Source organism: Pseudomonas sp. GW821-FHT03C07, assembly GCF_059420925.1.
In genome coordinates, this window is record NZ_JBWKUQ010000014.1 from 96,048 (window position 1) to 117,452 (window position 21,405).

At 64.2% G+C, this 21,405-nt stretch carries 19 protein-coding genes; 15 read left to right on the forward strand and 4 right to left on the reverse strand.

Annotation, left to right across the window (positions count from 1 at the left end; all coding sequences use genetic code 11):
• Window positions 1-26: 26 nt before the first annotated feature.
• The 5 genes from AC07VG_RS23850 to AC07VG_RS23870 all read left to right on the forward strand — a co-directional run bounded on the left by AC07VG_RS23850 (window position 27) and on the right by AC07VG_RS23870 (window position 4,378).
• Entirely contained in the window at window positions 27-470 is a 444-nt protein-coding gene (locus AC07VG_RS23850; protein ID WP_495021979.1) for a hotdog fold thioesterase, read from the forward strand.
• 111 nt (window positions 471-581) lie between these two features.
• Entirely contained in the window at window positions 582-1,391 is an 810-nt protein-coding gene (locus AC07VG_RS23855; protein ID WP_495021980.1) for an alpha/beta fold hydrolase, read from the forward strand.
• Entirely contained in the window at window positions 1,388-2,242 is an 855-nt protein-coding gene (locus tag AC07VG_RS23860) for an alpha/beta hydrolase (RefSeq protein WP_495002912.1), read from the forward strand. The genes AC07VG_RS23855 and AC07VG_RS23860 overlap by 4 nt, the downstream gene beginning before the upstream one ends.
• A 147-nt stretch (window positions 2,243-2,389) precedes the next feature.
• Window positions 2,390-3,208, forward strand: a complete 819-nt coding sequence (locus tag AC07VG_RS23865) for a DUF4892 domain-containing protein (RefSeq protein ID WP_495002974.1) — start codon at window positions 2,390-2,392, stop codon at window positions 3,206-3,208.
• 129 nt (window positions 3,209-3,337) lie between these two features.
• The gene (locus tag AC07VG_RS23870) at window positions 3,338-4,378 is read left to right on the forward strand and encodes an AI-2E family transporter (protein WP_495002913.1); all 1,041 of its coding nucleotides are present in this window, start codon (window positions 3,338-3,340) and stop codon (window positions 4,376-4,378) included.
• Between the two features lie 118 nt (window positions 4,379-4,496).
• Here AC07VG_RS23870 and xopAW read toward each other — a convergent pair whose 3' ends face one another.
• The 3 genes from xopAW to AC07VG_RS23885 all read right to left on the reverse strand — a co-directional run bounded on the left by xopAW (window position 4,497) and on the right by AC07VG_RS23885 (window position 7,295).
• Window positions 4,497-5,375, reverse strand: coding sequence for a XopAW family type III secretion system calcium-binding effector (gene xopAW / locus AC07VG_RS23875; RefSeq protein ID WP_495021981.1), 879 nt, complete (start codon window positions 5,373-5,375; stop codon window positions 4,497-4,499).
• Between the two features lie 115 nt (window positions 5,376-5,490).
• Window positions 5,491-6,531, reverse strand: coding sequence for an ATP-binding protein (locus AC07VG_RS23880; RefSeq protein WP_495021982.1), 1,041 nt, complete (start codon window positions 6,529-6,531; stop codon window positions 5,491-5,493).
• Entirely contained in the window at window positions 6,531-7,295 is a 765-nt protein-coding gene (locus AC07VG_RS23885; protein ID WP_218225209.1) for a response regulator, read from the reverse strand. Before AC07VG_RS23885 ends, AC07VG_RS23880 begins: the two co-directional genes overlap by 1 nt.
• A gap of 357 nt (window positions 7,296-7,652) precedes the next feature.
• Here AC07VG_RS23885 and kdpF point away from each other — a divergent pair, with 357 nt between their 5' ends.
• The 6 genes from kdpF to AC07VG_RS23915 all read left to right on the forward strand — a co-directional run bounded on the left by kdpF (window position 7,653) and on the right by AC07VG_RS23915 (window position 15,764).
• The gene (gene kdpF / locus AC07VG_RS23890) at window positions 7,653-7,742 is read left to right on the forward strand and encodes a K(+)-transporting ATPase subunit F (protein WP_017128001.1); all 90 of its coding nucleotides are present in this window, start codon (window positions 7,653-7,655) and stop codon (window positions 7,740-7,742) included.
• A gap of 11 nt (window positions 7,743-7,753) precedes the next feature.
• A complete protein-coding gene (gene kdpA / locus AC07VG_RS23895) occupies window positions 7,754-9,448 on the forward strand; it encodes a potassium-transporting ATPase subunit KdpA (RefSeq protein ID WP_495002916.1) in 1,695 nt (564 codons plus the stop codon).
• A gap of 10 nt (window positions 9,449-9,458) precedes the next feature.
• Window positions 9,459-11,522 (forward strand): potassium-transporting ATPase subunit KdpB, encoded by a 2,064-nt coding sequence (gene kdpB / locus AC07VG_RS23900; protein WP_495002917.1) that lies wholly within the window; start codon window positions 9,459-9,461, stop codon window positions 11,520-11,522.
• 146 nt (window positions 11,523-11,668) lie between these two features.
• Window positions 11,669-12,220, forward strand: a complete 552-nt coding sequence (gene kdpC / locus AC07VG_RS23905; protein WP_495002918.1) for a potassium-transporting ATPase subunit KdpC — start codon at window positions 11,669-11,671, stop codon at window positions 12,218-12,220.
• Between the two features lie 160 nt (window positions 12,221-12,380).
• The gene (locus AC07VG_RS23910) at window positions 12,381-15,032 is read left to right on the forward strand and encodes a DUF4118 domain-containing protein (RefSeq protein WP_495002919.1); all 2,652 of its coding nucleotides are present in this window, start codon (window positions 12,381-12,383) and stop codon (window positions 15,030-15,032) included.
• A gap of 36 nt (window positions 15,033-15,068) precedes the next feature.
• A complete protein-coding gene (locus tag AC07VG_RS23915; protein ID WP_495002920.1) occupies window positions 15,069-15,764 on the forward strand; it encodes a response regulator in 696 nt (231 codons plus the stop codon).
• Between the two features lie 118 nt (window positions 15,765-15,882).
• On the opposite strand, the gene AC07VG_RS23920 is transcribed toward AC07VG_RS23915, so the two are convergent.
• A complete protein-coding gene (locus tag AC07VG_RS23920; RefSeq protein ID WP_495002921.1) occupies window positions 15,883-16,923 on the reverse strand; it encodes a patatin-like phospholipase family protein in 1,041 nt (346 codons plus the stop codon).
• Window positions 16,924-17,131: 208 nt separating this feature from the next.
• Between AC07VG_RS23920 and AC07VG_RS23925 the strand changes: the two genes are divergently transcribed.
• The 4 genes from AC07VG_RS23925 to AC07VG_RS23940 all read left to right on the forward strand — a co-directional run bounded on the left by AC07VG_RS23925 (window position 17,132) and on the right by AC07VG_RS23940 (window position 21,399).
• A complete protein-coding gene (locus tag AC07VG_RS23925) occupies window positions 17,132-17,410 on the forward strand; it encodes a hypothetical protein (protein WP_191485152.1) in 279 nt (92 codons plus the stop codon).
• 151 nt (window positions 17,411-17,561) lie between these two features.
• Entirely contained in the window at window positions 17,562-18,479 is a 918-nt protein-coding gene (locus tag AC07VG_RS23930) for an AAA family ATPase (RefSeq protein ID WP_495021983.1), read from the forward strand.
• Entirely contained in the window at window positions 18,449-19,432 is a 984-nt protein-coding gene (locus AC07VG_RS23935; protein WP_495021984.1) for a DUF58 domain-containing protein, read from the forward strand. Before AC07VG_RS23930 ends, AC07VG_RS23935 begins: the two co-directional genes overlap by 31 nt.
• Complete coding sequence (locus AC07VG_RS23940) at window positions 19,429-21,399, forward strand: transglutaminase TgpA family protein (protein WP_495021985.1); 1,971 nt, start codon at window positions 19,429-19,431, stop codon at window positions 21,397-21,399. Before AC07VG_RS23935 ends, AC07VG_RS23940 begins: the two co-directional genes overlap by 4 nt.
• Window positions 21,400-21,405: the final 6 nt, after the last annotated feature.

Genomic DNA, 21,405 nt, shown 5'->3' on the forward strand with positions numbered 1-21,405 from the left:
GAATAATCAGCGTAGGGGAATCAATAATGGCTTTGTGGCGCACCGTACCGAATCTCGAACAACTCAATGCCTTGCAGAAAAACACCATCGGCGAACTGCTGGATATCCGCTTCGAGGCCTTTGATGAGGAATCGCTGACCGCCAGCATGGTCATCGATCATCGCACCCATCAACCCTACGGGCTGTTGCACGGTGGCGCCTCGGTGGTGCTGGCCGAAAGCGTCGGTTCCATGGCCAGCTACCTGTGCATCGACGCGAGCAAGTTCTATTGCGTGGGCCTGGAAATCAACGCCAACCACCTGCGCGGCCTGCGCAGCGGGCGGGTCACCGCCGTGGCCAAGGCCATCCATATCGGCCGTACCACCCATGTCTGGGATATCCGCCTGAGCAGTGACGAAGGCAAGGCCAGTTGCGTGTCGCGCCTGACCATGGCCGTGGTGCCGCTGGGGCAAACAGCGCCGGCGCGCTGAGTCGAACCATAGCGATGGCCGGACTGTCATCATTCCTGGCAGTTACGGTCATTGCCGTCGGGCCGGCGCGTGCCGACAATGAACACCTGTCTTTTTCGAGATGTGCCCGGTATGTCGCAGCCTGTGTTCTTCGCCCACGCCAACGGTTTTCCCTCGGGCACCTACGGCAAATTGTTCGCCGCGCTGGCGCCGGAGTATCAGGTGGCGCATCTGCAACAGCATGCCCACGACCCGCGTTTTCCGGTGGATGACAACTGGCGCAACCTGGTCGACGAACTGATTCATCATCTGCAGCAACAGCCCGAGCCGGTTTGGGGCGTCGGCCACTCCCTGGGCGGCGTCCTGCACCTGCACGCGGCCCTGCGTTGCCCGTGGCTCTACAAGGGCGTGGTGATGCTCGACTCGCCGGTGCTGACCCGCGCCGACCAGTGGCTGATCCGCGCAGCCAAGCATCTGGGCTTTATCGATCGTCTGACGCCGGCCGGCCGTACCCTCGGGCGACGGGAAGAATTTGCCGATCTGGAGTCCGCGCGCCGCTACTTTGCCGACAAGAGCCTGTTTCGCGGTTTCGATCCGGAGTGCTTCGATGCCTATCTGCAACACGGTCTGCGCCAGGACGGCGACCGCCTGCGCCTGAGTTTCGATCCGGCCACGGAAATCCGCATCTATCGTGGTGTGCCCCATACCAGCCCGGGGTTGGCCCGGCATTTGAAGGTACCGCTGGCGGTGGTCCGTGGTCAGCAGAGCCGTGTGGTCATGCGCCATCACACCCGCAGTGTCGGCCGCCTGCCCCATGGCGAATCCCTGAGCTTGCCCGGCGGCCACATGTTTCCCCTGGAGCGTCCGCAGGACACCGCGCGCTTGCTCAAGGATATTTTCGCCCGCTGGGAACGCCAGGCCGGGCAGGGGTGCTGCGCATGAGCCATGCCGTTGAAGAGGTGCGCCTGAGCCTGCCACATATCGAGTTGGCGGCTCATCTGTTCGGTCCCGAGGATGGGCAGCCGGTGATTGCCTTGCACGGCTGGCTGGACAACGCCAACAGTTTCGCGCGTCTGGCGCCGAAGCTCCACGGCCTGCGCATCGTCGCCCTGGACATGGCCGGGCACGGGCATTCCGGGCATCGACCGGTGGGGGCCGGGTATGCGCTGTGGGACTACGTCTACGACGTCTTGCAGGTCGCCGAACAGTTGGGTTGGAAGCGCTTCAGCCTGTTGGGGCATTCGCTGGGCGCGATCGTCTCCATCGTGCTGGCCGGTGCCTTGCCGGACCGGGTGACGCGCCTGGCCCTGATCGATGGGGTGATTCCACCCACCGGCAGTGGCGAAAACGCCGCCGAGCGCCTGGGCATGGCCTTGCAGGCGCAGCTGGCGTTGCAGGACAAGCGCAAGTCGGTGCATTCGACCCTGGACCGGGCCATCGAGGCGCGGATGAAGGGGTTGGTGGCGGTCAGCCGCGAAGCCGCCGAACTGCTGGCCCAGCGCGGCCTGATGCCGGTGCCCGGTGGTTACACCTGGCGTAGCGACAATCGCCTGACCTTGCCGTCGCCGTTGCGCCTGACCGAGGAGCAGGCCATGGCCTTTATCCGCCGCATCGTCTGCCCGACCCAACTGGTGGTGGCCGAGCAAGGCATACTGGCCCAGCACAAGGACTTGCTCGATCGTCTACCCTTCAGTCTGGAACGCCTGCCGGGTGGGCACCATCTGCACCTGAACGACGAGGCCGGCGCCCTCCTTGTCGCAGACTGTTTCAATCGCTTTTTCTCCACGCCTTGACTTGTCGCCTGCAACTGTCGAGGCTTGGTGGGTTGAAAGGGAGACAACCATGCCAGACCTCGACCTCCACACGACCTTGAGTCGTCCTGTTCCGGCACGTCCTGTTCCGGTTATCGCGCTTACCGTTCAGGCCCTGTCTATCCGATGATGAAGTTATCCACAGCCCTGGCCTGCGCCGTTGGGATGGCCTGTTGCAGTTCGCCGCTTTTCGCCGCCGATGTCCCGGGTAGCCATGATCTGGCGCTGGTGCCGCGCCTGGCCGATGCGCAGATCGTCGACTATCGGGCGCCCGCCGAACTGGAGCGGATTTATCCACAGAGCGCGATCCGCAAGATCAGCAACCGCCTGCGCACCGATGCCCAGGTCAGTGCCCGTGGGCAGATGACCTCGGTGACCTACGAATTGCCCCCTGAACACGGTGCCGACGAAGCCTTCACCGCGGCGCGCGAAGCCTTGCAGAAGCAGGGTGCGCAGCTGCTGTTCTGGTGCCAGGCCCGCGATTGCGGGGAAAACAGCCTGTGGGCCAATGAAGTGTTCGGCAACTCCACGTTGTCCGGTGCCGACGATCAGCAGGCTTACCTGCTGCTGCGCCTGGCGGCCCCGGCGGATAATTCACTGGTGGCCTTGTACAGCATCACCCGTGGCAACCGCCGCGCCTACCTGCATGTGGAGCAGTTCGCCGCCGCTTCACCGCTGGGCGAATTGCTGCCCACCTCGGCGACCTTGCTGCGGGAACTGCGCGATACCGGCAAGCTCGACTTCCCGATGTTGGCCGGTGCGCCCCAGGACACCTGGGTCACCCTGATTTCCCGCGGCCTGAACCTGGACGCTACCTCGCGGGTCAGCCTTTCGGGGGCCTCCGCCGAGGCCTGGCGCCAGGCGCTGATGGCCCAGGGTGTGAGGGCCGCACGCCTGGAGGTTGGCGGCGCCGCTTCCAGCGGTTTGCATATCGAATTGCTGCGCTAGAGGCTGTACGAAAGGCCCCCGAGAGACGATCATGCGCGTTTACGGCTGAACCCCGGTCGTCTGTCGGTAAAAAACGCCCGGCCCTGGCTTCGCCTACGCTTTGATTGCCTCTCTTTGTCTGGAATACCGATGCCCAATAATGATCGTCTGCTGGTGCAGATACTGCTCCTGGTGCTGTTCGGTGCCACCTTGTGGGTGCTGGCACCGTTCTGGTCGGCGCTGTTCTGGGGCGCCGTGCTGGCGTTTGCCAGTTGGCCGCTGATGCGCCTGTTGACCCGCGTGCTCGGCCACCGCGAATCCCTTGCGGCCGGGCTGCTGACCCTGGGCTGGATGCTGCTGGTGGCCGTGCCCCTGGTCTGGCTGGGGCTCAACCTGGCGGACCATGTGCGCGATGCGGTGACCTTTATCAAGGATGTCCAGGTCGACGGGCTGCCGGCGGCACCGGCCTGGCTGGGCACCTTGCCGATCGTCGGCGAACGCCTGGTGGGCATCTGGAACACCATCGACCAGCAAGGCGCGGCCATGCTGGTGGCGATCAAGCCTTATCTGGGGCAGGTCGGCAACTGGCTGCTGGCGCGCAGTGCGCAGATCGGCGGCGGGATCCTCGAACTGACCCTGAGTATCGTCTTCGTATTCTTTTTCTATCGCGACGGTCCGCGGCTGGCGACCTTTATCCACGGCTTGCTGGAACGGTTGATCGGCGAGCGTGCCGATTACTACCAGGAACTGGTGGCCGGTACGGTGCAGCGGGTGGTCAACGGTGTGATCGGCACGGCGGCGGCCCAGGCGGTGCTGGCGCTGATCGGTTTCCTCATCGCCGGTATCCCCGGCGCCCTGGTGCTGGGCATCGCGACCTTCCTGCTCAGCCTGATTCCGATGGGGCCGCCGCTGGTCTGGATTCCCGCCACGGCTTGGCTGGCCTGGAAAGGCGAGTACGGCATGGCGGTGTTTCTCGGGATCTGGGGCACCTTCATCATCAGCGGCGTGGACAACGTGCTCAAGCCGTACCTGATCAGCCGTGGCGGCAACCTGCCGTTGGTGATTGTGTTGCTGGGAGTGTTCGGCGGCTTGATCGCCTTCGGCTTTATCGGCCTGTTTATCGGCCCGACCTTGCTGGCGGTGGCCTACAGCCTGTTGATCGACTGGAGTACCAGCCAGTCGCGGCGGTAGGAGCGAGCTTGCTCGCGATGGACCTCAACGATGACATGGGGTACCTGACGCCCTGCGGTGTCAGGACCACCATCGCGAGCAATCGAGCGTCGACCGGCTGCTCCTACAAGTAGGTGGATCAGGCAGCGGCGGCGACGCTGCTGCTATTCTGTGCCACGGTCTGGCTCTTGAGGTTGACCATCAACCGACTCAAAGCCTCGGCGATGTTTTCCTGGGCAGTCTGGCTGTTGGTGCCCGACCCTGTACCCGAGCCGCTACCGGTGTTGCTGCTACCGCTTGCACTGGCCAGGGCCTGGAGCAGCAGCGTGGTGGCGTTGAGGCTGGCGCTGGTGCTTGTGCTGCTGGTGCTGCTTGTCGTGCCAGTGGTCGAACTGCTGGTCGAGGTGCCCTGCAAGGCGCTGGTCAACTCGGCCTGACTGATGCTGCCGTCACCATTGCTGTCCAGTGCGCTGAACAGGTCGCTGGCGGACATCGAGGGTGGCGGTGCTGGCGGTTGGTTCGCGGCCAGGGCCGAGGCCAGCTCGCTGGTGCTGATGCTGCCGCTGTTGTCGGTGTCCAGGGCGCTGAATATCGAGGCACTGTCGGCGGTGCTGCCGGCGTTGGTCAGCCCGGTGGCCAGTTCGCTGCTGCTGATGGAACCGTCACCGTTGGTGTCCAGGGCCTTGAGCAGGGCATCGGCCAGTTGGGTATCGGGCTTGCCGTCGCCACCGCCATGACCGTGCGGTTTCATCGCCGACAGTTCAGTGGCGCTGATGGTGCCGCTGCCGTCGGTGTCCAGGGCGCTGAAATTCTGGCTCAGGTCATTGAGCACTTTGCTGCCGCTGTTCTGCGACAGGGCCGCGTTCAGTTCGTCTTTGCTGATGGAGCCGTCACCATTGGTGTCGAGCTTGGCCAGCAGTTGCTTCTGGAACTGTTGCTGGCGTTGCGTCGCCGTCGTGCTGCTGGTGTTGTAACCGGTATAGCTCGAGTAGTTGCTGACGCTACTGATCGTGCTCATAAGTGCACACTCCCTAAGTGTTGGCAAAGCCGATGACAGTGCACCGGCTTGTGCAGACTCCAAGGCTAAGGTGTCGAGGGTGTGTGGGCTTTGTACCGGCGGTTACACAGAGTGTTCAGGCCCGGGGTAGACGCACCACCGCGGTCAGGCCGCCGCCCGGGGTTTCTTCCAGGGTCAACTCGCCACCCAGGCGCTGGGCCGCTTCCCGGGCAATGGTCATGCCCAGGCCGACGCCGCCGGAGTTGCGGTTGCGCGAACCTTCCAGGCGAAAGAAGGGTTCGAACACCGCTTCGCGTTTCTCCGCGGCAATCCCCGGACCATGGTCGATGACCCGGATCAGCAGTTGTCGACGGCTGTCTTCCAGGGTGATCAGGGCATCGCCGGCGTAGCGCAGGGCATTGTCCAGCAGGTTGTTCAGGCACGAACGCAACGCCATGGGTTGCACCAGCAACGGCGCGCAATGGCCGCTGGCCTGGACCTGCGAGCCCTGGTCCTGGGCGTTTTCGCACAGTGACTCGACCAGGGCCTGGACGTCCATCCATTGCATGGCTTCGCTGGTGCGCTGTTCATGCAGGTAGCTGAGGGTAGCGTCGAGCATGCTGATCATGTCGTCCAGGTCCTGGCGCATCTGGCCCTGGAGTTTCATGTTGTCGACCTGTTCAAGCCGCAGCTTGAGGCGGGACAGCGGCGTGCGCAGATCATGGGACACGGCGCCGAGCATGCGTCCACGCTGTTGCACCTGTTCCCGGATGCGTTGCTGCATCAGATTGAACGTGTTGGCCGCCAGCCGCGCCTCGCGCGGGCCGGTTTCATCCAGTGGCGGGCTGTTGAGGTCTTCGCTGAGGCGCTCGGCGGCATCGCTCAGGCGCTGGATCGGTCGGGACAGCAGTTTGGCGCCATACCAGGCGACAATCACCAGGGAAATCACCTGGAATGTCAGCGGCACCAACGGTCCGCCAAACCAGGGCCGGGGCGGGCGACGATGGGGCGGCGGATGGTCGGGGTCGAAATTCTCCATCATGCCGGGAGGGGGCGGTGGCGGCGGTGGGCCGCCGTAATGATGAAACCAGAGAAAACCCAGCAAGTGGGCGAGGATGATCGCCACCAGCGACACGCCGAACAGGCGACCGAACAGCGTGTCGAGGCGGGTGCGCATCAGCCGATTTCTCTCGCGTCGAACAGGTAGCCTTCACCCCGCACGGTCTTGATCAGTTGCGGTGATTTCGGATCGTCGCCGAGTTTCTGCCGCAGGCGTGAGACCAGCAGGTCGATGCTGCGGTCGAACGCTTCGATGGAGCGACCCCGGGCGGCATCGAGCAACTGCTCACGGCTGAGCACCCGGCGCGGGCGTTCGATAAACACCCAGAGCAGCCGGAACTCGGCGTTGGACAGCGGCACCACCAGCCCGTCGTCGGCGATCAATTGGCGCAGCACACTGTTCAGGCGCCAGTTGTCGAAGCGGATATTGGCCCGCTGTTCGGTCCGGTCGTCGCGCACCCGGCGCAGGATGGTCTGGATGCGGGCCACCAGTTCACGGGGCTCGAAGGGCTTGGCCATATAGTCGTCGGCGCCCAGCTCCAGGCCGATGATGCGGTCGGTGGGTTCGCAACGGGCGGTGAGCATCAGGATCGGGATGTCCGATTCGGTGCGCAGCCAGCGACACAACGACAGGCCGTCTTCACCCGGCAGCATGAGGTCGAGGACCACCACGTCGAAGGTTTCCAGCTGCAAGGCCTGGCGCATGCCGGCGCCGTCGGTGACACCGGTGGCCTGGATGCTGAAGCGCGCCAGGTAGTCGATCAGCAGTTCGCGAATGGGGATGTCGTCATCGACGATCAGCGCGCGGACATTCCAGCGCTTGTCATCGCCCGTTGGAAGCGATTTGTTGACGTCAGCCAGAGGAGCGGGAGTGTTCTGCATGCGTGCGATTATCTACCGGTAAGCAGCCAGCGCCTGATAAGTAGGGGGGCCGCGAATTGTTGCAGGATAGATACCCGGCTCGAAGCCAGGAATCCCTTTCAAGTGTAGCCATGCAAGAAGCTACAGGGGGGGGATGTTGGCCGCTTGTCGGTTGTGTATCTGGACTGATACAAATATTCCCCGTCAAACCGCTTATCTCCCTGGAGCTCGTCCGGATTCTAGGGTGTAACGCCTACGTAAAGTCACTCTTTACGCCTTCTTTACGCATCGCCCCCGGCGTCGCTCTCGTTCCTTTACGGCCTCCCTCACGACAATAAGCCCCACACACGGCCGTTGCCGTACCAAGGGGAAAATTCCATGAGCATTCTGGACGGGGTGTCACTGCTGCTGGCTGTGGCGCTGTTCATTTATCTACTGGTTGCGCTGTTGCGCGCGGACCGGAACTAGGAGCGGCAGGTATGCACAGTTATGACTATTTGCTGATCCTGGCGTTTCTTGTGCTGGTGCTTGCGCCCGCACCGGCATTGGGACGGTTTTATTACCAGGTGATGGAAGGTCGGCGGACCTGGCTAACGCCGCTGCTGGGGCCAGTGGAGCGGGCCTGTTATCGCCTGTCCGGGGTGGACGCCAGTAGCGAACAGAGCTGGCAGAAATACGCTCTGGCCTTGCTCGCCTTCAACTTCGCGGGCTTCCTGCTGTTGTTCGCGATCCTGCTGTTGCAGCAGTACCTGCCGCTCAACCCGCAGAATCTGCCGGGTCTGGAGTGGACCCTGTCGTTCAATACCGCCGTCAGTTTCATGACCAACACCAACTGGCAGAACTACAGCGGTGAAGCCTCGCTCAGCTACCTGAGCCAGATGGCCGGCCTGACCGTGCAGAACTTCGTCAGTGCCGCCACCGGCCTGGCCGTGCTGGTTGCACTGTGCCGCGGCATCAGCCGGCGTTCAACGGCGACCCTGGGCAACTTCTGGGTCGACATGACCCGCGCCACGCTCTACGGCCTGTTGCCGATGTGTCTGGTGCTGGCGCTGTTCCTGGTCTGGCAGGGTGTTCCGCAGACCTTCGCGCACTACGTCAATGCCGTGACCCTGCAAGGTGTCGACCAGGTCATTCCCCTGGGCCCGGCGGCCAGCCAGATTGCGATCAAGCAACTGGGCACCAACGGCGGCGGTTTCTTCGGCGTCAACTCGGCCCACCCGTTCGAAAACCCCACCGCCCTGAGCGATCTGATCGAGCTGGTGTCGATCATCCTGATTCCGGCGGCTCTGGTCTTCACCTTCGGCCATTACGTCAAGGACCTGCGCCAGAGCCGGGCCATCATGGCCTGCATGCTGTCCCTGCTGTTGATCGGTGGCGCGGTCTCGCTATATGCCGAGTATCAGCCGAACCCGGCGCTGCACAATCCGCTGGTGGAGCAGACCGCTCCGTTGGAGGGCAAGGAAACCCGCTTCGGTACGACCGCCAGCGTGGTGTGGGCGGTGACCACCACGGCGGCGTCGAATGGATCGGTCAATGCCATGCATGACAGCCTCAACCCCCTGAGCGGGATGGTGGCGCTGGTCAATATGATGGTCGGCGAAGTGATCTTCGGCGGCGTCGGCGCGGGCCTCTACGGCATGCTGCTGAACGTGCTGATCGCGGTCTTCCTCGCCGGCCTGATGATCGGCCGTACCCCGGAATACCTGGGCAAGAAGCTCCAGGCCAAGGAAGTGCAACTGCTGGTGGTGACCCTGCTGGTGATGCCGGTGGGCACCCTGGTGCTCGGCGCGCTGGCTGCCAGCCTGCCAGGACCGGCCGCCGCGATCAGCAATCCGGGGCCCCATGGTTTCAGCCAGTTGCTGTACGCCTACACCTCGGCTTCGGCCAACAACGGTTCGGCGTTTGGCGGTTTCAGCGCCAACACTACGTTCCATAACCTGATGATGAGCTTGAGCATGTTGCTCGGCCGCTTCGGTTACATCCTCCCGGTACTGGCCCTGGCCGGTAGTCTGGCGATGAAGAAGACTGCGCCGATTGGCCAGAACAGTTTCCCGACCCATGGCCTGCTGTTCGTCACGCTGTTGACTGTGACCATCCTGCTGGTGGGTGGCCTGACCTTTCTGCCGACGCTGGCGTTGGGACCGATTGCCGAACATCTGAGCATGGGTTTCTGAGGATTTGATGATGAATATGCCTCTTCCCGCAGCAAAAACGGCGCAAGCCAAACCGGCCGAGCCAGCCAAGACCGCGATGTCGGCCCTGTGGCGTCCGGCCCTGGTCCAAGCCTTCGTCAAGCTCGACCCGCGCCAGTTGCAACGGGCGCCGGTGATGTTCGTGGTCGAACTGACGGCGATCCTGACCACTGTCCTGTGCTTTGTGCCGGACAGCACTGTTTCGCTCTTTATCTCCGCCCAGATCGCCGTCTGGCTCTGGTTCACCGTGTTGTTCGCCAACTTTGCCGAAGCCCTGGCCGAAGGCCGCGGCAAGGCCCGCGCCGACAGCCTGAAGGCTGGCAGCGAAGGCCTGGTGGCCCATCGCCGCAAGGCCAATGGCAGCTTTGAGTCGGTTCCGGCCGCCAACCTGCGCAAAGGCGATGTGGTACGGGTGGCCGCCGGGGACATGATTCCCGGCGACGGCGAGGTGATCGAAGGGATCGCCGCGGTCAACGAGGCGGCGATTACCGGTGAGTCCGCACCGGTGATCCGTGAGTCCGGTGGCGACCGCTCGGCGGTCACCGGCAATACCCGCCTGGTGTCCGACTGGCTGATCGTGCGCATCACCGCCAACCCCGGTGAATCGACTCTGGACCGCATGATCGCCCTGGTGGAGGGCGCCAAGCGGCAGAAGACCCCCAACGAAGTGGCGCTGGATATCCTGCTGATCGGTCTGACCCTGATCTTCCTGCTGGTGGTGGTGACCTTGCAGCCGTTCGCCCGTTTCTCCGGCGGCAGTTTGCCGCTGGTGTTCCTGGTGGCGCTGTTGGTGACCCTGATCCCGACGACCATCGGCGGCCTGCTCTCGGCCATCGGTATCGCCGGGATGGACCGCCTGGTGCGCCTGAACGTGATTGCCAAGTCCGGCCGTGCGGTGGAAGCGGCGGGTGACGTGCATGTGCTGTTGCTGGACAAGACCGGCACCATCACCTTCGGTAACCGTCGCTGCACGGCGGTCTATGCCACCCCTGGCGTCAGCGCCAAGGAATTGGCCGAAGGCGCCTTGCTCGCCTCGCTGGCGGATGACACCGCCGAAGGCAAGTCGATTGTCGAGTACCTGCGCGAACTGCACCCCCAGCAAGAACCGGCGGCGAGCGAACTGACCGCCGTGCCGTTCAGTGCCGAAACCCGCCTGTCGGGTGTCGACTACCAGGGCCGGGTGTATCGCAAGGGCGCGGTGGATTCGCTGCTGGCCTTTGTCGGTCAGAAACGCAGCGACCTGTCGCCGGTATTGTCCCGGGAAGTCGACCGGATCGCCCAGAGTGGTGGTACGCCGTTGCTGGTCTGCGCCGATGGCCGGCTGCTGGGGGCCATTCACCTGAAGGACGTGGTCAAGCCGGGCATCCGTGATCGCTTCGCCGAGTTGCGCAAGCTGGGTATCCGTACCGTGATGGTGACCGGCGACAACCCGCTAACCGCCGCGGCGATCGCCGCGGAGGCGGGGGTTGACGATGTGCTGGCCGAGGCCACCCCGGAGAAGAAGCTGGCGCGGATTCGCCTGGAACAGAACGACGGTCGTCTGGTGGCGATGTGCGGTGACGGTGCCAACGACGCCCCGGCACTGGCCCAGGCCGACGTTGGCATGGCGATGAACGATGGTACCCAGGCGGCGCGCGAGGCGGCGAACATGGTCGACCTCGACAGCGACCCGACCAAGTTGCTGGACGTGGTGCAGATCGGCAAGGAGTTGCTGGTGACGCGGGGGGCGCTGACCACCTTCTCGATTGCCAACGACGTGGCCAAGTACTTCGCCATCCTGCCGGCGCTGTTCGCCTCGATTTATCCACAGCTGGGCGTGCTCAACATCATGCACCTGACCAGCCCGCAGAGCGCGATTCTCTCGGCGATCGTGTTCAACGCTCTGATCATCGTCGTGCTGATCCCGCTGGCGCTGCGCGGCGTGCGGGTGCAGGCGGCGAGTGCCGCGCATCTGTTACGGCGCAACCTGCTGATCTACGGGCTGGGTGGGATCGTGGTGCCATTTGTGGGGATCAAGGCCATCGACATGCTGCTGACGGCGCTGCACCTGGTGTGACGCAACGAGCTTGCCGAAACGTATGAAAATTGTGGGAGCCGGCTTGCCGGCGATGAGGCCAGTGAGACTTGCATCGCCTGATCGACCGCTATCGCCGGCAAGCCGGCTCCTACAGGTTGTGTACCCCTGAATTTGAGGAATTGAACATGTCCAGCGTAGTACGTCCGGCCTTGAGCCTGTTGGTCCTGATGACCCTGATGACCGGCGTCGCCTATCCCCTGGTGGTCACCGGTGTAGCCCAGGTGGTCTTCCCGGAACAGGCCAATGGCAGCCTGGTACGCGATGCCGATGGCAAGGTCCGTGGCTCGGCCCTGATTGCCCAGGATTTCACCGGTGATACCTGGTTCCATCCGCGCCCTTCGGCGGGGGCCTTCGCCACCGTGTCGAGTTCGTCGAGCAACCTGAGTCCGAGCAACCCGGCCCTGGCCACGCGGATCTTCGACGATGCCAGTAAGCAGGCGGTACCCGGTCAGGGGCCTGTGCCTCTGTCCATGCTGACCACCTCGGCCAGCGGCCTTGATCCGCACTTGCCTCCTGAGGCAATTCGCTATCAACTGGCGCGAGTGGCGCAGGCGCGCCACCTGCCGGCGGCCGATGTCGAGCGACTGGTGGAAATGCATATCGAGCAACCGTTGATTGGCCCACCGGTGGTCAATGTGTTTGCCTTGAATGCGGCCCTGGCCGAAGTTTCGAAATAATGCGGCAAATGCCACTAACACCGCGAACCTTGTAGGCGCCAGCTTGCTGGCGATGCGATCTGGTAGCCGACATCGTTGTCGCCTGGATCACCGCTAGCGCCAACAAGCCGGCTCCTACAAGGGGGTGGTGGTGTTAGCTTCATAAGTGAGAACCGATGACATGAGTGATTCCGGTCGCGCCGACGCGCTCCTAGCAGAACTGCCCCGCGACGGTCGTGGCCGGCTCAAGGTCTTCCTCGGTGCCTCACCCGGCGTCGGCAAGACCTACGCCATGTTGCAGGCCGCCCACACGCAATTGCGTCAGGGCGTGAAACTCCTTGCCGGGGTGGTGGAGACCCACGGTCGCGCGGAAACCGAGGCGCTGCTCAGCGGTTTGCCGCAGCAGCCGCTGGTGCGCTCCGAATATCGCGGGGTGCTGCTCGAGGAAATGGATCTCGATGGCCTGCTCAAGGCCAAGCCCAAGCTGGTGCTGGTCGATGAACTGGCCCACAGCAACGCCCCCAACAGTCGTCACGTCAAACGCTGGCAGGATGTCCAGGAGTTGCTGGCCGCCGGCATCGATGTGTTCACCACGGTCAACGTCCAGCACCTGGAAAGCCTCAATGACCAGGTGCGCGGGATTACCGGCGTGCAGGTCCGGGAAACCCTGCCGGACTGGGTCCTGCAGGAGGCCGACGAGCTGCTGCTGATCGACCTGCCGCCCCGTGAGTTGCTGGAGCGCTTGCGCGACGGCAAGGTCTACGTGCCAGAGCAGGCCCGTGCGGCCATCGATGCGTTTTTCACCCAGACCAACCTCACCGCCTTGCGTGAACTGGCCATGCAGACGGCCGCAGCCCAGGTCGACAACGACCTGGCCCTCGGCTACCGCACCCTCGGCCAGTCGGCGCCGACCCTGCGCGGGCGCTTGCTGGTCGGGGTGGACGGCGATGCCCAGGCCGAGCGCCTGGTGCGCCATGCCAGTCGGGTTGCCCAGCGCCGGCATCTGCCCTGGAGCCTGGTGCATGTGGACAACGGCAGCGTCCGTGACGAGCCGTCGCGCCTGCGTCTGCAAAGCGCCCAGCAACTGGCCGAACGCCTGGGTGGGGAAGTGGTGTTGCTGCGCGCCGGGGAAGTCGCCAAGACCCTGATTCAACATGCCGCCGAGCGCCGCGCCAGTCTGGTGCTGGTGGGGCAGTCGCGTCAGCGCTGGTATCGCCGGCTGTTTGGCGGAGGCCTGGCGGCGCGCTTGTTGCGTAGCGCCCGTGGGCTGGAAATCAACGTGCTGGACCGTGACGAAGAACAACATGTCGCGCGTGCTCGCGCCCCGCAAGCGGTGGTTTGGTTCGACTATGCGATGGCGCTGCTGGCGACGATCCTGGCCACCGGCCTGGCCTGGGGCGTGGCCAGTCTCCTGCCGTTGCCGAATATCTCCCTGGTGTTCCTCGCCGCCGTGTTGCTGGTGGCCGTGCGCAGCAGCCTGGGGCCGTCGCTGGCCTGTGCGGTACTGTCGTTCCTGAGTTACGACTTCCTGTTTATCCCACCGAAATTCTCCTTCGCCATCCAGCGTGAGGAGGATGTCCTGACACTGCTGTTTTTCCTCTTGATGGCGGCGCTCACCGGTAACCTTGCGGCGCGTCAGCGGCGGCAACTGGAGGCCCTGCGCGACACCCAGGAAGAAACCAGCGAACTGCTCGACCTGTCGCGCAAGCTGACGGCGGCCACCGATCGCCAGGCAGTGGTCAGCGCCGCTTCCCAGCACCTCAGTGGCTGGGGGGAGCTGCAAGTGTGCCTGCTCAACCGTGACGGTGAGGGTGGCTGGAAAGTCGAGACCGGCGGCCCGCAAACTTTCTCCGAGTCCGAGCGCGCCGCCGCCGACTGGGCCTGGCAGCACGACCAGCCCGCAGGCATGGGCACCGGGACCTTGCCGTTCGGGCGTTGGTGGTGGTGGCCGTTGTCGGTGGAGGAGGGGCCATTGGCCCTGCTGGGTGTGCGGCCCAAGGATGGCCAGACCCTGAGCGGCCAGCGTCGGCGCCTGTTGACCGCCCTCAGCCAGCCGCTGGCCCAGGCGCTGGCCCGGGCCCAGTTGGCCGACGACCTCGAGGCCGCGCGCCTGCACGGCGAAACCGAGCAACTGCGCAGTGCCTTGCTCGCCTCGGTGTCCCATGACCTGCGCACGCCGTTGACTTCGATGCGTGGCAGCATCGACAGCCTGCTGGCGCTGGGCGAGGCGATTCCCCTGGCCGACCGCCAGGAACTGCTGGAAGGCACCCGCGACGAAGCCGAGCGCCTGGACCGCTATATCCAGAACCTGCTGGACATGACCCGCCTGGGTCACGGGGCGCTGAAGCTGGCCCGCGACTGGGTTGCGCCGGCCGATATCATCGGCAGCGCGCTGAACCGGCTGCGGGCGGTACTGGCACCCTTGCAGGTGAGCACCGAGTTGCCGGTGCAGTTGCCGTTGCTCTATGTGCACGCGGCACTGATCGAACAGGCGCTGATCAATGTCATGGAAAACGCTGCGCGTTTTTCACCGCCCCGGGGCCGCTTGCAACTGCGCGTCGGTACCACCGACAAGGAGCTGTTTTTTTCCGTCAGCGACGAAGGCCCGGGAATTCCGCCAGAGGAACGGAACAAGATTTTCGACATGTTCTACACCGCGGCCCGCGGTGATCGCGGTGGGCAGGGCACGGGTCTGGGCCTGGCGATCTGCCAGGGCATGGTCGGCGCACACGGCGGGCATATCGGCGTGGATGACGGCATCGATGGCCACGGGACTTGTATCACTCTGTTCCTCCCGTTGCAGGAGCAACCGGGCATTGAAAGTGAAGCCTGATATGCTTTGGCAACCGATAGCCACGATGCTAAGACCATGACCCAGATTGCGACCATCCTGGTCATCGACGACGAACCGCAGATTCGCAAGTTCCTGCGTATCAGCCTGGTGTCCCAGGGCTATAAGGTGCTGGAAGCCGGCACTGGCGCCGAGGGTCTGGCCCACGCGGCCTTGAACAAGCCGGACCTGCTGGTGCTCGATCTCGGCTTGCCGGACATGGACGGCCAGCAGGTTTTGCGCGAGTTTCGCGAGTGGTCCACGGCGCCGGTGCTGGTGCTCTCGGTGCGCGCCGGCGAGGGGCAGAAGGTCGAGGCGCTGGATGGCGGGGCCAACGACTACGTGACCAAGCCGTTCGGCATCCAGGAGTTTCTCGCGCGGATTCGTGCCCTGTTGCGCCAGGCGCCCAGCGGCGAGGCGCAGGAGGCGGCGTTGACTTTTGGACCGCTGACCATCGACCTGGCTTACCGGCGGGTGCTGCTCGATGGCGCGGAAGTGGCGCTGACCCGCAAAGAGTATGCGGTGCTGGCGCAACTGGCGCGGCATCCCGGGCGGGTGATCACCCAGCAACAGTTGCTCAAGGATATCTGGGGCCCGACCCATACCGAAGACAGTCACTACCTGCGGATCGTGGTCGGGCATCTGCGCCAGAAACTGGCGGATGATCCCACCGCGCCCCGGTTTATCGTGACCGAGGCGGGTGTCGGTTATCGGTTGCTGGATAGCCAGGGTTGATGGGGATGTAACCTGTGGGAGCGGAGCTTGCCCGCGAAGCTTTTAGCGACCACAGGGGCCCCATCGCCGGCAATCCGGCTCCCAAAGGAAGTGTGTTCGGCCTTGAGCTTCAGGGGGCCTAACGTCCTTCTTCCTCATAGCGATCCAGCGTATCGCTGGCAATCTCGCGCCCCAGGGCGATCAGTTCCGGTGCCTTGTAGAACTCGAAGAACCGGCACACCCGTTTCGGCACGTTGATCAGGATATCCGGCGGGTAGCCGGCGATCTTGTATTGCGCCAGCGAGGTCTGCATTACCTCGAAACTCTGGTTGATCAGGTCCAGCAGCGAGGCCGGCCCCACATTGTCGATGATGAACGAGCCGGTGGCGGACTTCGGCGCACCGTTGCCTTGGGGGGCGGCGGCCGGTTGTTGGCCCTGCGGCTCCGGGCCGTCGAGCCAGGGATTGCCGACCTGAGCGGCGTCGCTGGCGAGGGTCTGCTGTTCCAGGCGCAATAGCTCCTCGGCCTGTTTACGTCGGAACGGCAAGCGCGAGCCCATGGAACTGAGCAGGTTGTTGAAGCGGCTCTTGAACGCCGGTGGGCGCTGGATCACCGGCAACTGGTACTGCTTCTGGTTGGTGGCGTTGAGGTTGACGGCGATGATCAGGTCGCAGTGGCTGGAGACCACCGGCACGATCGGCAAGGGATTGAGAATGCCGCCGTCCACCAGCATGCGGTTGCCCTGCATGACCGGGGTGAACAGGCTGGGGATCGCCGCCGAGGCGCGCATCGCCTGGTGCAGGCAGCCTTCCTGGAACCAGATTTCCTGCTGGTTGGTCAGGTCGGTGGCGACGGCGGTGTAGGGAATGCGCAGGTCCTCGATATTCACCTCGCCGACGATCTTGCGGATCTGCCCGAAGACCTTTTCGCCGCGAATGGCGCCCAGGCGAAAGCTCACGTCCACCAGACGCAGCACATCCAGGTAATCCAGGCTCTCGATCCAGCGGCGATAGTCGTCGAGCTTGCCGGCCGCATAGATGCCGCCGACCACCGCGCCCATCGAGCAGCCGGCAATGCAGGCGATATCGTAACCGCGCCGTTCGATTTCCTCGATCACCCCGATATGGGCATACCCGCGGGCGCCACCCGAGCCCAGCACCAGCGCGACACGTTTTTTCATGACTCAGTCCTTGAACAAGCTCTTGCTAACAATGCACCTACGGGGAGACAGGTACAATCGTGGCATTGGTTGTTCTTTGCCGTCGAATCGGATCGACTGCAGCCATCGTCATCTGGATTGGCTAAGCTTGAGTGAAAGGCCAAGGCACTTTTTGCCTGGCGCGCCGTCTTAACCTGCACAAGTATTTATTTTCCCTGAGGTGTCATTGATGAAAGCCTGGATCTGTGTGCCATTGATTGCGTTGGCGTTGGCCGGTTGCGCGGGTAAATCAGCTTACCGAGAAAGCTGTGGCAGCCAGTTGGATGCCGCCTGGCATGAACTGGACCTGGCCAAGGCCGAAGGTTTTGCCGGGACTGTGAGTTACTCCAAGGCGCTGTCGCTGCTGACCGGGGCCAAGACCCAGCAGCAGTTCGAGGCCTATGAGGGCTGTACCAACAAGGCCGAGAAAGCCCGTTTCTACATCCGAGAGTCCCGCGCCGGGCGTTGAGCCTGCGAATGCGCTCCTTTGTAGGCGCCAGCAAGCTGGCGCCTACAAAGGAGGTGGTGTCGTTGCGCAAAACAAGGTTGTTTCACAGGCCTGCGTAGCTCCAGAAACACGGTAGTATCCCCGGCTTCTCCCCACGTTCGGATGTCTGCCTATGCGCAGTAAACTGGAAGCCTGTCTGCAGGCCGTCAACCAGGTGGTGTTGGGCAAGGATGCGCAGGTTCGCCTGGCCCTGACCTGCCTGCTGGCCAACGGTCATCTGCTGATCGAAGACCTGCCGGGCATGGGCAAGACCACCCTCAGCCACACCCTGGCCAAGGTCCTTGGCCTGAGCTTCCAGCGTATCCAGTTCACCTCCGACCTGTTGCCCAGCGATATCCTCGGCACCTCGGTGTTCGACAAGGACAGCGGGTTGTTTGTGTTCCATCCGGGGCCGATCTTCGCCGAGCTGGTGCTGGCCGACGAAATCAACCGGGCCACCCCCAAGAGCCAGAGCGCCTTGCTCGAGGCCATGGAAGAAGGCCAGGTGACCATCGAAGGCGCCACGCGCCCCTTGCCGTCGCCGTTCTTCGTGATCGCCACGCAAAACCCCAGCAGCCAGGGCGGCACCTTCGCCCTGCCGGAGTCACAGCTCGATCGTTTCCTGATGCGGGTGTCCCTCGGCTATCCGGCCCGGGCCGCGGAAAAGGCCCTGCTGCAAGGCGTGTCGCGGCGTGACCTGTTGCCGAAGTTGCAGCCGATCCTCAGCCATGCCGAATTGTCGGTGTTGCAACAGCAGGTCAAGCAGGTGCGCACCAGCGATCCATTGGTGGACTACGTACTGCGCCTGGTCGGCGCGACCCGCGATCAAGCGCAATTCGCCTGGGGCCTTTCACCCCGGGCCAGCCTGGCGATCCTCGCCGCCGCCCGGGCCTGGGCGCTGTTGGCCGGGCGCGATTATGTGATCCCGGAGGACGTCCAGGCGGTCTTGCCCTCGGTGGTCAGCCATCGTCTGCGCGAACGTGCCGATCCGGCCGGGCAGGGCGGTGGCGCCCTGGTGCAGTGGCTGCTGCGCGAGGTGCCGGCGCTTTGATCCGGCGCCTGCGCGAGTTCTGGCAGGCCTGGCTGGTGCGGCGCCTGCCACCCTCGACGCGGATCCAACTGAGTCAGCGGCAGATCTTTATCATGCCCAATCGCGCCGGCGGAGTCTTTGCCGCCCTGCTGGCGCTGATCCTGATGCTCGCCATCAACTACCAGAGCAGCCTGGCCTACGCCCTGTGCTTCCTGCTGCTGTCGGTGTTCGTGGTGGCGATCCTGCATACCTGGCGCAATTTGCAGGGGCTGGTGCTCAGTGCCGGGACCGGGCCTGCGGTGTTTGTCGGCGAGCAGGCGCGCTTCCTGGTGCGCCTGGAAAGTGCCGGGAAAGCTCATCAGTCCATTGGTCTGGGCTGGTCGACGCCGGCCTTGCACCGCGTCGATGTGCCGGCCGCGGGCTTTTGCGAGCTGGAGTTGAATCGGCCGACGCTGGTGCGCGGCTGGTTGCAGGCGCCGCGGATCGGCGTCGAGAGCAGTTTCCCGTTGGGGATCCTGCGGACCTGGAGCCGGCTCGACCTGGGCCAGAAAGTGCTGGTTTATCCACAGCCCCTGGAAGGCGAACTGCCGAGCCTGGCCAGTGTGCTGACGGATGATCGCGAAGAGGGCATGCGCGCCCACGGCCAAGGGGTCGACGACTACCAGGGTTTGAAGGTCTATCAACCCGGTGACTCCTGGCGACGCCTGCATTGGAAAGCCTATTCCCGTGGCCAGGGTTTGCTGATCAAGGAATTCGCCCGGCTCGATGGTCGTGAGCTGTGCCTGGATTTTCTCGCCCTGGGCGGGGATGTCGAGCAGCGCCTGTCACGCCTGTGTTATTGGGTATTGGAATTATCCCGCCGCGAGACGATGTTCTCCTTGCGCCTGCCCAACCAGCTGCTGGCCAGCGACAGCGGTGCGGCCCATTGCGCAGCCTGCCTGCGGGCCCTGGCGCTGTTCGGGAAACAACCATGAGCGCCGCGCCGCTGATCTCCCGTGCCAGCCTGGTCTGGCTGCTGGTGGCCCAGACCCTGGTGATGCTGCCGTTCTGGTTTCATGTGCCGCCGTGGATGGTCGCACTGTGGCTCGGCTGCACGGTCTGGCGGATCCAGGTCTACCGCATGCGCGTGCGCTTTCCCGGACGCCTGATGGAACTGCTTCTGCTGCTGGTCACCATCGCGGGCATCTGGCTCTCGCGCAGCAGTTTGCTCGGACTGGACGCCGGGGCGGTGCTGCTGGTGGCGATGTTTATCCTCAAGCTGGTGGAGACCCGCACCCGCCGCGATGCCCTGGTGCTGATTTTCCTTGGCCTGTTCTGTGTCGCGGTGGCCTATCTGTTCGAAGACAGCCTGCCCTGGGCGCTCTATAGCCTGTTGCCGGTGGGCGCGCTGCTGGCCGCGTTGATCGGTTTGCAGCAAGGCTCGACGACCCGGCCCCTGGCGACCCTGCGCCTGTCCACGAGCCTGTTGCTGCAAGCCTTGCCGCTGATGCTCCTGCTGTTCCTGTTTTTCCCCCGTATCGCGCCGCTCTGGTCGTTGCCGTTGGCCGTCGACAAAGCGCAGAGCGGCTTGTCCGAGAGCATGTCGCCGGGGGATGTGGCTGAGCTTGGGCGTTCCGCGGAACTGGCCTTTCGCGCCAGCTTCGACGGCCCCATGCCGGCGCGCCGCGACCTCTACTGGCGGGCCCTGACCCTGGAGCAATTCGACGGCCGGCGCTGGAGCCAGGCCGCCTCGGTGACCTACAGCCAGGCGCCGAAATGGCAAGCCGGCGGCGAGTCCTGGCGCTACAGCATTATCCTCCAGGCCAGTGGCAAACCCTGGTTGCCGGCGCTGGATGTGGCCCGCACCGATCAGGCCGATGTGCACCAACTGGCAGACTATCGAGTGCAGCGCTTGCGTCCGGTGCAGCAGGTATTGCTCTATCGGGTCGAGTCCTGGCCGCAGGTGGTGCGCGATCCGCAGCTCAGTGACCGGGCCCGGCGCCAGGCCTTGCAATTGCCGGCCCAGGGCGATCCACGCAGCCGCCAGTGGGCGGCACAATTACGACAAGGTTATCCACAGCCCCAGGCGCTGGTGGCGGTGCTGCTCAAGCATTTTCACGATGAGCCGTATTACTACACCCTCAAGCCGCCGACCCTGGGGGCCGACAGTATCGACGCTTTCCTGTTCGACAGCCGCCAGGGCTTTTGCGCGCATTACGCCGGGGCCATGGTCTACGTGTTGCGGGCGGCGGGTATTCCGGCGCGGATGGTGGCCGGCTATCAGGGCGGTGAGCTGAATCCGGCCGGCCACTTCCTCACGGTGCGTCAGTTCGATGCCCACGCCTGGGTCGAATACTGGCAGGAAGGGCGGGGCTGGCGCAGTGTCGATCCGACCTATGCCGTGGCCCCGCAGCGCATTGACCAGGGACTGGAACAGGCCCTGGCGACCGATGAAGATATGCTCGGGGCCTCGCCGCTGTCACCGCTGCGTTACCGCCATCTGACCTGGCTCAATGATCTGCGCCAGGGCTGGGATAATCTCAATTATGCTTGGCAGCGCAGGGTCCTGGGTTATCAGGGTGAACAGCAACTGCAACTGCTGGGGCGCTGGTTCGGCGACCTGACGGCGTGGGTCCTGCCGGTCGGCTTGGTGCTGATCCTGGGGCTGCTCTCGCTGCTGTTGCTGCGGCCCTGGCGGAACAGGTCCGATCCGTCGCTGCGCTTGTTCGCCAGCTTTGAAAAGCTGTTGCGACGGCGCGGGCTGGTGCGCGAGCCGGGCGAAGGTCCGCAGGCTTTTGGCGAGCGGGCCGCAAGGCAGTTGCCGCGCCAGGCAGAAAATATCAATGCATTCATCCAGAGCTTCGTGGCCCAGCGCTATGCTGAACGGACCCCGTCGATGGATGCCTTGCAACAGACGTTGCGGTCATTGCGTCGTAGTCTTGGAAGTTCGATTTGGGAGTGAGTGTCG